We start from the raw sequence: 14,465 nt of genomic DNA on the forward strand, positions 1-14,465 counted from the left end.
CTCAGGCGTTGGCCTCGCGTGGTGCGTGCCCGAGCGCAACGGACAGCTTCTCCACCAGGCCGATCGCTGCGTCGGCGATGACGGTGCCCGGAGGGAAGATCGCCGCGGCGCCCGCGGCGTACAGCTCGTCGAAATCGCCGGGCGGGATGACGCCACCGACGACGATCATGATGTCCTCGCGCCCGACGTCGGCCAAGGCCTGCCGCAGGGCGGGCACCAGCGTCAGGTGGCCTGCCGCCAGTGACGACACTCCGACGACGTGAACGTCGTTGTCGGCGGCCTGGCGGGCCACCTCCTCGGGGGTCTGGAACAGAGGGCCGACGTCCACGTCGAAGCCGATGTCCGCGAACGCCGTGGCGATCACCTTCTGACCGCGGTCGTGTCCGTCCTGACCCATCTTGCACACCAGGACGCGAGGCCGACGGCCCTCGTCCTCGGCGAACTGCTCGACCAGCGCGGTGGCGCGGGTGATGTTCTCGGATTTGCCTGCCTCGTCGCGATACACACCACTGATTGTCCGGATTTCGGCCTGATGGCGCCCGTAGACCTTCTCGAGCGCGTCGGAGATCTCGCCGACGGTGGCCATCTTGCGTGCCGCGTCGATGGCGAGGGCCAGCAGATTGTTCTCCATCCCCGGCTGATCCGACGCCGCAGCTCTGGTCAGGTTCGCCAGAGCGGCCTCGACCTCGGCGGTGTCCCGCTCGGCCCGCAGCCGCTCGAGCTTCTCGATCTGCTCACGTCGAACCTTGGAGTTCTCGACCTTGAGCACCTCGATGGTGTCGGGCTCGTCGGGCACGTACTTGTTGACGCCCACCAGGGGCTGACGACCGGAGTCGATTCGCGCCTGCGTGCGGGCCGCGGCCTCTTCGATGCGCAGCTTGGGGATGCCCTCGCCGATGGCCTGAGCCATGCCGCCTGCTTCCTCGACCTCGGCGATGTGTGCCCGGGCCCGATTCGCGAGCTGGTGGGTGAGCCATTCGACGTAGTGCGAGCCGCCCCACGGATCGATCGGGCGAACGGTGTTGGACTCCTGAGCGATGAGCAGCTGGGTGTTGCGGGCTATCCGCGCCGAGAAGTCCGTCGGCAGGGCGAGTGCCTCGTCGAGGGCGTTGGTGTGCAGCGACTGGGTGTGGCCCTGGGTTGCGGCCATCGCCTCCACGCAGGTGCGGGCGACGTTGTTGAACACGTCCTGTGCCGTCAACGACCAACCCGACGTCTGCGAATGGGTACGCAGCGAACGGGATTTGGCGCTCTTGGGCTCGAACTGTTGGACGAGCTCGGCCCACAGCAGACGCCCGGCCCGCAGCTTGGCGACCTCCATGAAGAAGTTCATTCCGATGGCCCAGAAGAACGACAGTCGCGGCGCGAACGTATCGATGTCCATGCCCGCATCCAGACCGGCCCGGATGTACTCGACGCCGTCGGCGAGGGTGTACGCGAGTTCGAGATCGGCAGTGGCTCCGGCTTCTTGGATGTGGTAGCCGGAGATGGAGATCGAGTTGTACTTGGGCATCTTCTCGCTGGTGTACGCGAAGATGTCCGAGATGATGCGCATCGACGGCTTGGGCGGATAGATGTAGGTGTTGCGCACCATGAACTCTTTGAGAATGTCGTTCTGGATGGTGCCAGCGAGCTTCTCCGGCCCGACGCCCTGCTCTTCGGCGGCCGCGACGTACAGCGCCAGGATCGGCAGCACCGCACCGTTCATGGTCATCGAGACCGAGACGCTGCCCAGGTCGATGCCGTCGAACAGCTGACGCATGTCGTAGATGGAATCGATGGCGACACCGGCCATTCCGACGTCGCCCTGCACTCGCGGGTGATCGGAGTCGTAGCCGCGGTGGGTGGCCAGGTCGAACGCAACCGACAGACCCTTCTGGCCGGCCGCGAGGTTCCGACGGTAGAACGCGTTGGACTCGGCGGCGGTGGAGAAGCCCGCGTACTGACGAATCGTCCACGGCTGGTTGACGTACATCGTGGGATACGGCCCGCGAAGGAACGGCGGGGCACCCGGGTAACTGTGCAGCGGGTAGCCCTCGGCCTCGGCGGCGGCTCGATCGGCCTCGGTGAAGACGGGCTTGACGTCGATGCCCTCGGGGGTGGACCACACCACCTGCTCGGGTGTGTAGAAGTTGGCCTTCGCACCCTTCTCCACGTGAGCGGCGACGTCCTCGGCCGACGGCGGCGGCGGAGTCGGCTCGTCGGGATCGACCAGTGGCACCTCGGCGAAACTGCCGATGGTGTGCGAGATTCTGCGCTCGTCGGTATTCACTTCAGGCTCGCTCATCTCAGGCTCCCAGGGTGTCGAGAAGTTCGGTCAGCACGGCGACGGCGTCGACCTTCGCGGTCAGGAATCCATCGGGACGCGAGTCACCCTCGACGCCGGTGAAGATCTTCTCGGGGCCGGCGAGCAGCACCTGCGTGACGCCTGCTGCCCGCAGTGCCTCCACGGCAGTGGCGGCCTCGTCGGTGTACCTCTTGTCGGTTCCACACACCACCGCTATGTGAGTTCCGGACGCCTCCACTGCTCCGGCAACAGCCTCGACGGTCAGCGGACCCGGGTTGACGGCCTCGATCCCGCCCGACGCCAACAGATTCGACGCGAATGTCGTCCGGACGTTGTGTTCGGCAACGCTGCCCAGCGGTACCAGAAGCACGGTCGGCCTTGAATCATGCTGAGCCAGATGAGCATCCGAGCGATCCCGCAAAGCTTCGAAAGCCCTGGCGTACCTGTACACGGTTGCCGAATCCTGCGGCTCGGTCTGCTCCGGGGTCAGTGGTGCCTCGGCCAGGTTGGGAAATTCGTTGACGCCGGTCAGCGGGGTCACTCGGTGAGCGATGTCGGAATCGCGTTCGGCGCGGGTCTTCTCGATCGCGGCCACGAGCGAACCGTCGGCGACAGCGGCACGGAATCCGCCCGACGCTTCGATGGTCTGGAAGAACTCCCAGGCCTTCGCGGCGACCGCAGCGGTCAGTTCTTCGATGTACCAGGACCCGGCACCCGGATCCAGGACCCGTCCGAGATGCGCCTCTTCGAGCAGCAGCAGCTGGGTGTTCCGGGCGATGCGTGCCGCGAACGTCTTCGACACCCCGGCTGCGCCGCCGTCGAGTGCCGCATCGAACGGGAGCACGGTCACCGCATCGGCACCGCCGACTCCCGCGCCGAACGACGCCAGCGTGGTCCGCAGCATGTTCACCCACGGATCCCGCTGCGACATCATCGCCTCCGAGGTCACCGCGTGCTGAGGAGCGTCACCGGCGTCGGGGGCTCCGCAGACCTGCGCGATGCGCGCCCACAACGTGCGAGCGGCCCGGAACTTGGCGATGGTCTGGAACTGGTCGTCGGTGGCGGAGAATCGGAACTCGATCTGTCTCAGGGCATCCGAGATGCCGATACCGGCATCGGTCATGGACCGGAGGTACTCGAGGCCTGCGGCGATCGCAGCACCGAGCTCCTGCGCGTCGCCGCCTCCGAGATTGTGGAACACGGTGCCGTCGACGGTGATCGCACGAACTGTCTCGGTGCGACCGATCGATTCACGAACCAGTTCGAGTGCCTCGTCCATCTCGATCGACTCGGTTCCACCCAACGGCGCTGTGAGAGTGGCCGCGCCGAGTCGGATGTCGACTGCGGCGCGATCGTCGATATCGGCCGAGTCGAGCACCCCGAACACTGCTGCAGCTGCTGCCCGAACATCCCCGCGCGCATCGAGCGTCAGCGGTGCGAGCTCGAGAAACACTCCACCGAGAACCTCCGGGAGCGCAGTCGGATCCACACCACCGGTGCCGACCGTCAACCACAGAGCGCTGGTGCCGTTGGAGAGGGAATCGAGTATCTGCGTGTTGAGGGTCGACGCGTCGTCGGCACCGTCGCCGCGGACCGAGCCGTGGCGGGTGCACACCTTCCAGCCGGCGTTGACGTCGCGGTGGGGGTCGCGGCCCCGCAAGTAGGGAAATTGCCCCGGCAGTGGACCTTCCGGGCGCTCGTCGAACGCGGTGTACAGCGGGGACACGGTGACCCCGTCGTACGTCGTCGAATCGAGTAGATGTTCGGCGTCGGCGGGCAGATCGGCCACCTCGACCCGACGAGATTTGGCCAGGACACCGGCCACTGCCTTCTGCCAGGCCGCATGAGCGCTGCGTGCGGCATCTTCGTGCGACGCGATGGACACGTGTGCTGCTCCCTCGGTTCGGCGGGTAGTCCTGCGCCCGACTTGAAGTGATGCTAACCCCACCGCCTTGCAGGTTATCGTGAGGATCACCTCACGTTCGGTAGGACGGCTCAGCTCTCGCACTCGCCGAAACAACGAGGTGTCGTCTCGCGCCGGTACGCTGGTCTCTCGTGACCCGGCACCTGCGTGACGTTCGACTGATCGCGCTGCTGGCGGTTGTTGCCGTCTTCGCTCTCGTGGCGGTGTTCGCTCCCCATCCGAGTGTCGAACAGATTCGCGATTGGGGCGTCTCAGTCGGCCCGGCATTCCCGCTCGTGTTCTTCGGCGTGCACGCGATCGTGACCGTCGCACCCGTCCCGAGAACACTGTTCACGCTCAGCGCAGGAGTGCTGTTCGGGCCCCTGACCGGATTGGCGGTCACCATCGGCGCGTCGACGGTCAGTGCGATTCTGGCTCTGCTGTTGGTCCGCGCGATAGGTCGAGAAGCCGTGGCAGCGCGGATGTCGCACTCGGTCCTGGATTCGGTGGACGAGAGTCTGCGGCGGCGCGGATGGCTGGCCGTCGGCTCTCTGCGCCTGATAGCGCCGGTGCCGTTCTCGGTGGTGAACTACGCGTGTGGCGTGTCGGCGGTTCGGCCCGTCCCGTTCGCGCTGGCGACGGCCGTCGGGATGCTGCCGGGCACTCTCGGAATCGTCGTGATCGGCGGAGCGATCGGGGGCGAGACACATCCGGCGCTGCTGGTGCTGTCCGCGGTCTGTATCGCGATCGGCCTCAGTGGGCTGGTCGTGGATTGGCGTCTGTCGCGCGGTTCGCGACCCGAGCCCACACCCGCGGGCAGTCGACAGGCCGGGAACCTTGATTCTGACTAATCAAGCCTTGAAGCTTGACTGGGTCACATCAACGATCTAGCCTTGTCCGATGTTCGTACTGACCGTGGACCAGCGCCGCAGTAGGCGCGATATCGATCGCGTACCCGAACTGCTCGATCGCTACCGCGACCACGAGCTGATCCGTCCCTTCGAGCGAACCGCAGGAGACGAAGTGCAAGCCGTCTGCGAGGAGGCCGCCATCGTCGTCTCGATCGCCCTCGAACTGGTATCCACCCCGCACTGGAGCGTGGGCATCGGCATCGGCTCCGTCGAACTCCCGCTGCCCGAGACCACGCGCGCCGGACGCGGACCGGCGTTCGAGGCAGCCCGGGAAGCCGTGACCAGAGCCAAGAACGCACCGGCTGCACTCGCCGTCAGCGGCCCCGACGCCGCTGCCGCCGAGGATGCGGAGACCGCATCGACCCTGGTTGCGCTGCTCGTCGGCAGACGCTCGGACCAGGGCCGAGAAGCAGTCGAACTCATGGCTCGTGGGTTGTCGCAGACCGACGCGGCCGAACGACTGAAGATCAGCAAACAAGCCATGTCGCAACGACTCTCGGTAGCCGGCTGGCACGTCGAGAACGCGGGCCGCATCCTGGCGACTCGCTTGCTCGACACCGCGAACACGACGGAAAGCCATCGGTCATGATCGTCGCCACCCTCGTACTGCTTGCACTGACCGCAATCGCCGCTACGGTCCCCGCCGGCACCGGAATTCGCCGATGGTTGCCCACCGCCGCCGCGTCGAGTCTGCTCGCGGCAGCGGCAGTCCTGGCCACTGTCGCCGGACCGGCCTACGGTCTCGGCCACGCCATCGGAGTGGTCCTGAGCGTCGTCGCTGCGGCCTTGGGTGGAACAGCGATGGTGCCCACCGTTTTTCGCGTCGCACGACGACGAAGCGACTCGACCGGAGAAGATCCGGTCGAGCCGCTTCGTGGTGGACTGACCATCGGCATCCTCGAACGCGTGGCCGTTGCCGTGTCGATTCTCGCCGGTTGGCCGGAAGGGATCGCCATCGTGCTGGCAGTCAAGGGACTCGCGCGCTATCCCGAACTGCGCGAATCCCATGCCTCCGAACAGTTCATCATCGGCACCTTCGCCAGCGTGCTGTGGGCCCTGGCCGCTGCCGGCGTCGGAACTGCCCTGATCAGCTGATCAGGGCGGACCTCAGCGCTGTTCCGGCTCCGCCTCGGGTGACGCCGCCAGGGCACCGAGGTCCAGCCCTTTGGAGAGTTCGGGAGACGCAGCCAGCGACGTGTCGACCGGCTTGCGCGCCACTGCTTCTGCCGCCTTGACCGCCTCGGCGACCGCCGGATCGGTCTTGGTCTCGAACCATTCGGCGACCTCGTCGGAGTCGTCCTCCGGCTTGGGCTCGTTGCCCGCCGACTCGTTGGGCTCGTAGCGGAAGACACCGTCCTCGCCGGGCGCACCGAGGGTCTTGGCGAAGCCCTTGAGCGCATCGCCGAAATCGCTCGGAATCATCCACACCTTGTTCGCATCGCCCTGCGCCATCTGCGGCAGGGTCTGCATGTACTGGTACGCGAGCAACTCGGGGGTCGGCTTGCCGGCCTTGATGGCACCGAACACCTTCTCGATGGCCTTGGCCTGGCCCTGGGCCTCGAGATACTTCGCAGCTCGATCACCCTGCGCCCGCAGGATGCGGGACTGCCGCTCACCCTCGGCGGTGAGGATGGACGCTTGCTTGCCACCCTCTGCCGCGAGAATCCGACTCTGCTTGTCGCCCTCGGCGGTCTTGATCGCTGATTCGCGATGGCCCTCGGCAGTGAGGATGGTCGCTCGCTTCTCGCGATCGGCCTTCATCTGCTTCTCCATCGATTCCTGGATCGAGGGCGGCGGATCGATGCTCTTGAGCTCCACTCGGGCCACTCGCAGACCCCAGCGGCCGGTCGCCTCGTCCAGCACGACGCGGAGTTGACCGTTGATCGAATCACGCGAGGTGAGCGTCTCCTCCAGCGTCATTCCGCCGACGACGTTACGCAGTGTGGTGGTCGTCAACTGCTCGACGCCGACGATGTAGTTGTTGATCTCGTACACGGCCGATTGCGGGTTCGTCACCTGGAAGTACACGACGGTGTCGATCGACACGGTCAGGTTGTCCTTGGTGATCACCGGCTGCGGGGGAAACGACACGACCCGCTCGCGCAGGTCGACCTTGGCGCGGATGCGGTCGACGAACGGCACGAGGAACGTGAGCTGTCCGGACACGGTGCGTGTGTAGCGGCCCAGCCGTTCGATGACGGCGGCCTCGGCTTGCGGGACGATCGAGATGGACTTGGCCATCAACACCGCAACGAACGCGACGATGACAGCCAGTGCGATGAGTGCTTCCACTGGCTACGGTCCCTTCCATACGACGGCGGTAGCGCCGTCAATTTCCATCACGGTCACGGTGGTGCCAGGGGCATAGACCTCGGTCTCGTCGAGAGGACGAGCCGTCCACACCTCACCACCGAGCTTGATCTGGCCTTCGTGGGCAGTGACCTGTTCGAGAACGACCGCACTCTTACCGGTGAGCGCCGCCATGCCCATCGGGGTATCGGGCGGATTCGCGAAGCGCCGCAACAGAATCGGCCTCAACCCGAGCACCAACGCCAGTGAGAGGACACCGAAGACGATCGCATCGGCCCACACCGGGAAATCCGTCAGAGCAGAGACACCGGCAGTGCCGAGCGCACCGCCGGCAATCATCAGAAGAAAGAAGTCGCCCGTCAGTGCCTCGGCACCGGCGAGCACCACTGCCGCTATGAGCCAAATGATCGCTGCCACAGCCTCCATACAATCATGAATCGGACAATTGCCGGTGCGTTGCTGGACACAGCCCTACTCGGTCACGAAGTCGACCAATTGTTCGACGGCACCGATCAACGGTGCCTCGAGATCCCGAAAGCTCGACACCGACGAATACACCCGACGCCACCCCTCCCTGGGAATACCCCACCCCAGCTCTCGGCAGATCCCGGTCTTCCAATCCTCGCCGCGCGGAATCTTCGGCCACGCAGCGATTCCCACGGCCGCAGGCTTCACCGCTTCCCAGACGTCGATGAACGGATGACCGGTGACCAACACGTGCTCACCCAGCGACCTCGTCAGCTTCGACTCCTTGGACCCGGTCACCAGATGATCCACCAGCACTCCGACGCGACGGCCGGGGCCAGGACCGAAATCGGCCAACCGCTCCCCCAGATTGTCCAGACCCTCCAGATGTTCGACGACCACGCCCTCCACCCGAAGATCGTGTCCCCACACACTTTCCACCAGGGCCGCGTCGTGCACGCCCTCGACCCAGATGCGGCTGGCACGGGCCGTCCGTGCCCGCAGCCCCTCGACTTTTGTCGACCCGGACGCGGAGCGCGTCTGCTGCGGCGTTGCAGCGGCAGGCTTCGGACGCACCAGAGTCACCCGACGTCCGTCGATCAGGAATGCTGCCTCGCGCAGGGCGAACAGCCGCGTCGTACGGGCACCGTCCTCGAGACGGACGAAATCTCCGTCGTAGGTGCGCTCGAAGCCGACCACGGCACCGCAGTACCCGGTGCCGGCATCTTCGACGACCAATCCACGGTCGGCCGACACCTCCGGTGCCGGAACCTTGCGCATGCGACTGTGCCCTCTGAGAATGTCTCCGCCGTACATGTCGTTCACGGCGACCAACGCTAGCGACACCGGCGTCTCCAGCACGGTTCGCCACGCCGACCTATGCTCGTGAGTCGTGTGTTCCTCTAGCGCAAGTCTCGCCCTGTGGGCCGGTTCCTGGCTGGCCGGTTCCAGCTCTCCCGACGACGTCATCGACGCGATGTCCGAGTGGGCTCCGATGCATCTCGTCGGTGCGGGTGATGTGGACGCAGCCGACGATTTCGGGCTGCAGTACCCCGGCTACGCCGAGGGAATAGCGGGCCTGCTGCATGCGATCAGAGCGGCCGCAACTGCGTCGACGCCCACGGCCGGGGACGACCGGATCAAGCTCGTTCTGCCCGCCCCCGGCGCGGTGAGCGGCCTCCCCGCCAACACCGACTTCTCCCGAGCTGCCCTGAACACCGGTCAAGCGGTGGTGATCGGTACCTCGGGCAACAGCGGGATCGGGTTGGTACCCGTCGTCGAGGGGCCGGATGTGTTGCGCTGGACCGTCTACTCGATCGTCGTCCCCGAGCACGGTCATCGGGATCGGGGGTTGGGTGAGGCCGAGTACGAGATGCGTGAGGCCGTCCGCGGTGCGGCCGACGCTCTCGCACGGATGCAGTCGCTACCCACCCGAACCCTCGACGCCGATCCTCGCACTCGTATCGCCGAGTTGATCGCCGACGCGGCGCGGCATCGCTACCCCGCAGACATGTCCGACAGGGCGTTCCGCGTCCTCGAATCGGCGGATCGGGTGGCCGCCATTCTGACGGTCGCGGCGGGATCGGCTCCGTCGGAGGCGCCGACCGCGTCGGCAGCTGCAGCACGGGAAGAACTCGTTCGACCGCTCTGGGCTGCGGTGCGCACCGCACGCACCATCGCGGTCGCGACGAGCATCGAAGCGGCGATGCATTCCGCCTGACACCGACGTCCGGACGCGGTGTCAGGCGGTAACGTTCACGACGTGGCAGCGGCGGGCCGGGAGGGCCTGGTGGGCTGCTCACAGCAACCGACGGCGCAGCGACTGCCGTCCAGTGTCGAGCCGTAGCCGGGCACACTGCCGAGACCGCGGCATCGGCCGCCGACTCGGTATTCGTCCACCAGCTCGCGGATCATCCGTGGGAAACGCGCGTCGGATCCGGGAGTGCCTGCGCGCGCGAAGGCCATGCCGAGTTCGCGGGCCTTCTCCTCCGCTTCGGTGTCCAGATCCCACACGACCTCGAGATGGTCGGACACGAATCCGATCGGACACACGATCAGGGCGTCGACGGACTTCTCCGACAGCGCTTCGAGATGATCACAGATGTCGGGGTCGAGCCACGGCACCTGCGGGGGCCCGGAGCGGGACTGCCAGACCAGGTCGTAGTCGTCGACGCCCGACGCGGCTGCGACCAGCCTCGAGGCCTCTGCCACCTGACGGCTGTAGAGGTGACCGCCGTCCTCGGGCGGACCGGCGTTGGCGTCGGCGGCCGAGGGAATGGAGTGTGCGGTGAACACCAGACGCGCGCCGGCGCGGTGCTCCTCGGGCAGTGTGGCTCGCGCCGATGCGACGGCGTCGCTGAACGCGTCGACCATCAGCGGGTGGTCGTAGTACTGCCGGATCTTGAGCAGATGCGGCGCATCGTCACCGACGGCGGCGCGGGCCCGGGCGATGTCCTCGTGGTACTGCCTGCATCCGGAGTATCCGCCCCACGCGGAGGTGGGAAACACGAGTGCGTTCCTGATTCCGTCCGACTTCATGGTCGCGACGGTGTCCTCGATCATCGGATGCCAGTTGCGGTTTCCGAAGTAGATCGGCAGATCCACTCCGGCGGAATCGAATTCGACACGGAGGGCGTCGATGATGTCTCGGTTGAGCCGGTTGATCGGCGAGACGCCCCCGAAGTGCATGTAATGCTCGACGACCGCGTCGAGCCGCTCGGGCGGCACTCCACGTCCGCGAGTGACGTTTTCCAGGAAAGGGCGTACGTCGGCGGGCTGTTCCGGCCCGCCGAACGAGAGCACCAACAATGCGTCGAAGTCTCCAGGGGTGGTCATGTGTCCATTGTGCCCCCGTCGCCGACCGGCCCCGGTGGGGGTCCGATCGGCGATCGAAACCTCTAGGTGGGCGAAACCACGTGCGGTTCCGCCCACCGCGGTGTCACATGTTCTCGGGGAGGTACGTGTTGTGGCTGGCTCCACCGTCGACGTACACGATGGATCCGGTGGTGCCGGGCAGCCAATCGGACAGCAGCGCGACGATCGACTTCGCGACGACAGTGGGATCGTTGACGTCCCAACCGATGGGAGCGGCGCCGTCCCAGTAGACGTTGAGCTGGTCCATCTTGGCGGCATCACCGGTCGCAGTACCCGCAATTGCCTTGGCGGCAAGAGTCCTGATCGGCCCTGCTGCAACAAGATTGGAGCGGATGCGCTTGGCTGCGCCCACTTCCCGTGCCACGTAACGGTTCACGGACTCGAGGGCGGCCTTCGCCACACCCATCCAGTTGTAGTACGGCATCGAGGTGCGCGGATCGAAGTCCATTCCGACGATGGAGCCACCCTCGTTCATGACCGGGAGCACGGCGCGCGCCAGCGACGCGTAACTCCACGCAGAGATCTCGAATGCCCTCGCGGCATCGGGTCCGGGGCCGTCGAGGAACGGCTTCGCATCGGGGCCCATGAGGGTGCGGGGCGCGAATGCGATCGAGTGCAGAACCCCGTCGATACCTTCCGGTGCCACTTCGCGTACGCGGTCGGCCAGCGCCGCGAGGTGCTCCTCGTTGGTGGCGTCGAGCTCGATCGCCGGGGGCACCTCCTTGGGCAGACGCTGCGCGATGCGGTCGATGAGTCGGAGTCGATCGAACCCGGTGATGATCACCTTGGCACCCTGCTCCTGCGCCATGGCTGCAGCGTGAAAAGCGATCGAGGCGTCGGTGATGATGCCGGTGATGAGAATGGTCTTGCCTTCGAGCAATCCGCCCATAGTGCTGTATTCCTTAATTCGGAGGTGTACGTCTGTCGAAATCGTTGTGCGAGTAGGACTTCAGTGCCCCATGCCCATACCACCGTCGACGGGAATGACCGCACCGGACACGTACGACGAGTCAGGTCCGGCAAGGAAGCTCACCACTGCCGCAACGTCCTCGGGCTGACCGAGACGCTGGAGGGGGATGTATTCCTTCGCCTTGCCGCGCAAGTCGTCCGAGAGTTCTGCCGTCATGTCGGTTTCGATGAAACCCGGGGACACGACGTTCGCCGTGATGGAACGCGAACCCAGTTCCCTCGTGATCGATCGAGCCATTCCGATGACGCCCGCCTTGGACGCTGCGTAGTTGATCTGCCCCGGTCCGCCGGCCATGGCCACGACAGAACTCAGGAAGATCATCCGACCCCAGCGCGCGCGCAACATGGCTCGGTTGGCGCGCTTGGCGACGCGGAAGGCTCCGGTCAGGTTCGCGTCGATCACACGCTGGAACTGGTCCTCGGTCATACGCATCAGCAGCGTGTCGTCGGTGATGCCGGCGTTGGCCACGAGCACCTCGACCGGTCCCTGCTTCTCTTCGACCTCCTTGAAGGCCGCGTCCACCGAGGCGGAGTCGGTGACGTCGCAGACGACTCCGAACAGCCCGTCGGGAGCGCCGGAGCCACGGTGGGTGACGGCCACCTTGTGGCCGTCGGCTTGGAGCCGCTGGGCGATGGCAAGACCGATTCCCCGGTTACCTCCGGTGACGAGTACCGATCGCGCGATGAAGTCAGGTGTGGACATGCCTAGCAACCTATCTGTTCGTCCTGGAATGACAAAGCGAAACTTACTGGTGAGTAAGAACAACGATCACGGGAGACGTTGCCGCATCACCAATGCCGAACCGAGGCCAGCCGATATGCACAGGACGCCGAGTATCAGCCACGGACGCGACGCGTCTCCGCGGGTGATCTCGAACCCGATCTGTTCCTCGAGGGTGTCGTAGACGTCTCTGAGATCCTCGAGCGACGACGCGGAGAAGAAGCTGCCGCCGGACAGATTCGCGATCTCCCGCAATGACGGATCGTCGACCGGTACGGGTACACGTTCGACGCCGTTCTCGTCCTCGATCTCGACGGAGCCGTAGCTCGTGCCGAACGAGATGGTCGAGATGGGCACGTTCTTGTCCTTGGCGGCACGCGCCGCGGTGTACCCGCCGCGGGGGTCGTCGAGGTTCTGCGGAACGGTCTGCTTACCGTCCGAGAGCAGCACGATGCGCGCAGGCGGCGCCGCGTCGCCGCCGCCGAGTATCGCGCCGAGAGTGTCGATCGACTGGAGCGAGGTGAAGATCGACTCGCCGGTGGCCGTTCGTTCGCTGAGTTGCAACCTGTCGATGGCGGATTTGGTGGCCTCGCGGTTGGCCGTGGGCGAGACCAGGACGGACGCCGTTCCGGCGAACGCGACCAACCCGAGATTGATGCCGGGCGTCAGACCGTCGGCGAAGGATTTGGCTGCTTCCTGCGCGGCTGCCAACCGAGTCGGCTCCACGTCGGTGGCCTCCATCGACAGCGACACGTCGATGACGAGCATGACGGTCGCTCGGTTCCGTGGCACCCGCTGGTCCGCCGTGGGACCGGCCAACGCGACGGTCAGGAACATCAGGCCGACCAGAACCAGTGCCGTCGGCAGGTGTCGCAGTCGATTGGGCCGATCCGGCGCAACGGACTCGAGCAGTTCCATGTTGGAGAACCGCAGCACGTGCTTCTGCTTGCGCCGCTGGATCACGACGTAGCCGACCGTCAGTGCGATAACGACGAGGAGAAAGCCCAGCCACCACGGCGAGGCGAAATCGGTCAGGCTCATCGCGGTGCCCGCGCAGTGTTGGTGAACCCGGACCCGATGGTGTGCCTGCGTGCGGTCACGAACCGAACGACGTCTGCGATCCAGTCACCGTCGGTGCGGAGCGTCAATCGGGGTGCACCGCACCGACGTAGCGCCTTCTCGACATCGTCGCGGTGTGCTGCAGCTGCGCGCGCGAAATCTGCACGCAGCCGAGGCGTGGTACTGAATTCGCGAGTGCGGCCGGATTCCGGATCGTGGAGAACCACGTCACCGACGTCGGGCAGTTCCAGATCACGTGGGTCGAGTACCTCGACGGCCAGCACGTCGTGTCGAGCGGAGATGGCCCGAAGCGAGCGCTCCCAATCGATCGGCCCGAGGAAGTCACTGATAACCACAGCCATACCGCGGCGGCGTTCGGGCCGTCGCAGCGCCTCGATGGCAGCGCGCAGGTCACCGCGCACACCGTCGGCCGCAGCCGGCGTCGTGGCAATGGCACGGAGCATCGACTGAGTGTGCACGCGGCCGCCGCGTGCCGGAATGCGGTTGGTCTCGGAACCGGTGGCCACCACCGCGCCGATTCGATTACCGCCGCCGCCGGAAAGATGAGTGATGGCGGCCGAGGCCGCGACCGCGAGATCGCGCTTCTCGCACCCGGTGGTGCCGAAGTCGAGGCTGGCCGACAAGTCGACGACGAGCCAGGTCTCCAGCTCGCGGTCGGCCACGGACTGCCGCACGTGCGGATGCGTCGTACGCGCGGTGACCGACCAGTCCATTTGGCGGACGTCGTCGCCCGGCTGGTATTCCCTGGCGTCGCCCGGTTCCGAACCGGGACCGGGAATCAGCCCGAGATGATCGCCGTGCAGCACCCCGTCCAATCGGCGGCGGACGGTCAGCTCCAAGGTCCGCAGCGCGGCAGCCAGTTTCGGATCGCGCAGTTCACCCGATCGGAAGGACGGCGGCCGAGAGACGACGGCACGGGATGCGGTCACGGAAGCGGTGTCGGAT

The 14,465-nt window shown here is 66.1% G+C and carries 14 protein-coding genes; 4 read left to right on the forward strand and 10 right to left on the reverse strand.

The annotated features are described in order from the left end of the window. Position 1: 1 nt before the first annotated feature. Together scpA and mutA are read right to left on the reverse strand one after the other, a co-directional pair. Positions 2-2,287 (reverse strand): methylmalonyl-CoA mutase, encoded by a 2,286-nt coding sequence (gene scpA, locus QM615_RS01120; RefSeq protein WP_149405809.1) that lies wholly within the window; start codon positions 2,285-2,287, stop codon positions 2-4. Position 2,288: 1 nt separating this feature from the next. Next, positions 2,289-4,172, reverse strand: coding sequence for a methylmalonyl-CoA mutase small subunit (gene mutA / locus QM615_RS01125; protein WP_149405810.1), 1,884 nt, complete (start codon positions 4,170-4,172; stop codon positions 2,289-2,291). Positions 4,173-4,342: 170 nt separating this feature from the next. Here mutA and QM615_RS01130 point away from each other — a divergent pair, with 170 nt between their 5' ends. Genes QM615_RS01130 through QM615_RS01140 form a run of 3 tightly spaced genes read left to right on the forward strand, consistent with a single transcriptional unit; the run spans position 4,343 to position 6,196 of the window. Continuing rightward, positions 4,343-5,041, forward strand: coding sequence for a TVP38/TMEM64 family protein (locus tag QM615_RS01130; protein WP_149405811.1), 699 nt, complete (start codon positions 4,343-4,345; stop codon positions 5,039-5,041). 49 nt (positions 5,042-5,090) lie between these two features. Beyond that, positions 5,091-5,690, forward strand: coding sequence for a hypothetical protein (locus QM615_RS01135; RefSeq protein ID WP_149405812.1), 600 nt, complete (start codon positions 5,091-5,093; stop codon positions 5,688-5,690). Then, positions 5,687-6,196, forward strand: coding sequence for a hypothetical protein (locus tag QM615_RS01140; RefSeq protein WP_149405813.1), 510 nt, complete (start codon positions 5,687-5,689; stop codon positions 6,194-6,196). Before QM615_RS01135 ends, QM615_RS01140 begins: the two co-directional genes overlap by 4 nt. A gap of 12 nt (positions 6,197-6,208) precedes the next feature. Here the strand turns inward: QM615_RS01140 and QM615_RS01145 are convergent, their stop codons facing one another. The 3 genes from QM615_RS01145 to QM615_RS01155 are packed head-to-tail and all read right to left on the reverse strand — an operon-like array spanning position 6,209 to position 8,692. Next, positions 6,209-7,393 (reverse strand): SPFH domain-containing protein, encoded by a 1,185-nt coding sequence (locus QM615_RS01145; RefSeq protein ID WP_068050491.1) that lies wholly within the window; start codon positions 7,391-7,393, stop codon positions 6,209-6,211. Between the two features lie 3 nt (positions 7,394-7,396). Then, positions 7,397-7,828, reverse strand: a complete 432-nt coding sequence (locus QM615_RS01150) for an NfeD family protein (protein WP_032378478.1) — start codon at positions 7,826-7,828, stop codon at positions 7,397-7,399. Positions 7,829-7,882: 54 nt separating this feature from the next. Further along, positions 7,883-8,692 (reverse strand): DUF3097 domain-containing protein, encoded by an 810-nt coding sequence (locus QM615_RS01155; RefSeq protein ID WP_283347153.1) that lies wholly within the window; start codon positions 8,690-8,692, stop codon positions 7,883-7,885. A gap of 76 nt (positions 8,693-8,768) precedes the next feature. On the opposite strand from QM615_RS01155, the gene QM615_RS01160 reads away from it, so the two are divergent. Further along, positions 8,769-9,596, forward strand: a complete 828-nt coding sequence (locus QM615_RS01160) for an Rv1486c family protein (protein WP_283346924.1) — start codon at positions 8,769-8,771, stop codon at positions 9,594-9,596. A 35-nt stretch (positions 9,597-9,631) separates the two neighbouring features. On the opposite strand, the gene QM615_RS01165 is transcribed toward QM615_RS01160, so the two are convergent. The 5 genes from QM615_RS01165 to QM615_RS01185 all read right to left on the reverse strand — a co-directional run bounded on the left by QM615_RS01165 (position 9,632) and on the right by QM615_RS01185 (position 14,449). Next, positions 9,632-10,711, reverse strand: coding sequence for a ferrochelatase (locus QM615_RS01165; RefSeq protein ID WP_283346925.1), 1,080 nt, complete (start codon positions 10,709-10,711; stop codon positions 9,632-9,634). A 103-nt stretch (positions 10,712-10,814) separates the two neighbouring features. After that, complete coding sequence (gene inhA / locus QM615_RS01170) at positions 10,815-11,639, reverse strand: NADH-dependent enoyl-ACP reductase InhA (RefSeq protein ID WP_032377850.1); 825 nt, start codon at positions 11,637-11,639, stop codon at positions 10,815-10,817. A 60-nt stretch (positions 11,640-11,699) separates the two neighbouring features. Further along, a complete protein-coding gene (gene fabG1, locus QM615_RS01175; RefSeq protein ID WP_068050494.1) occupies positions 11,700-12,422 on the reverse strand; it encodes a 3-oxoacyl-ACP reductase FabG1 in 723 nt (240 codons plus the stop codon). A gap of 66 nt (positions 12,423-12,488) precedes the next feature. Beyond that, positions 12,489-13,481, reverse strand: coding sequence for a VWA domain-containing protein (locus QM615_RS01180; protein ID WP_068050495.1), 993 nt, complete (start codon positions 13,479-13,481; stop codon positions 12,489-12,491). Further along, positions 13,478-14,449 carry a DUF58 domain-containing protein gene (locus tag QM615_RS01185; RefSeq protein WP_068050497.1) on the reverse strand — a complete coding sequence of 324 codons (972 nt, stop codon included), beginning with the start codon at positions 14,447-14,449 and terminating at the stop codon, positions 13,478-13,480. Before QM615_RS01185 ends, QM615_RS01180 begins: the two co-directional genes overlap by 4 nt. Positions 14,450-14,465 lie beyond the last annotated feature (16 nt).

It is taken from the genome of Rhodococcus sp. IEGM 1341 (genome assembly GCF_030056895.1).
In the GTDB taxonomy this organism is placed as follows: domain Bacteria; phylum Actinomycetota; class Actinomycetes; order Mycobacteriales; family Mycobacteriaceae; genus Rhodococcoides.

Coding starts and splice junctions, on each gene's coding strand:
- scpA (WP_149405809.1), bottom strand. CDS start 2,287: ATGAGCGAGCCTGAAGTGAATACCGACGAGCGCAGAATCTCGCACACC.
- QM615_RS01135 (WP_149405812.1), top strand. CDS start 5,091: ATGTTCGTACTGACCGTGGACCAGCGCCGCAGTAGGCGCGATATCGAT.
- QM615_RS01140 (WP_149405813.1), top strand. CDS start 5,687: ATGATCGTCGCCACCCTCGTACTGCTTGCACTGACCGCAATCGCCGCT.
- QM615_RS01155 (WP_283347153.1), bottom strand. CDS start 8,692: ATGTACGGCGGAGACATTCTCAGAGGGCACAGTCGCATGCGCAAGGTT.
- QM615_RS01165 (WP_283346925.1), bottom strand. CDS start 10,711: ATGACCACCCCTGGAGACTTCGACGCATTGTTGGTGCTCTCGTTCGGC.
- inhA (WP_032377850.1), bottom strand. CDS start 11,639: ATGGGCGGATTGCTCGAAGGCAAGACCATTCTCATCACCGGCATCATC.
- fabG1 (WP_068050494.1), bottom strand. CDS start 12,422: ATGTCCACACCTGACTTCATCGCGCGATCGGTACTCGTCACCGGAGGT.
- QM615_RS01180 (WP_068050495.1), bottom strand. CDS start 13,481: ATGAGCCTGACCGATTTCGCCTCGCCGTGGTGGCTGGGCTTTCTCCTC.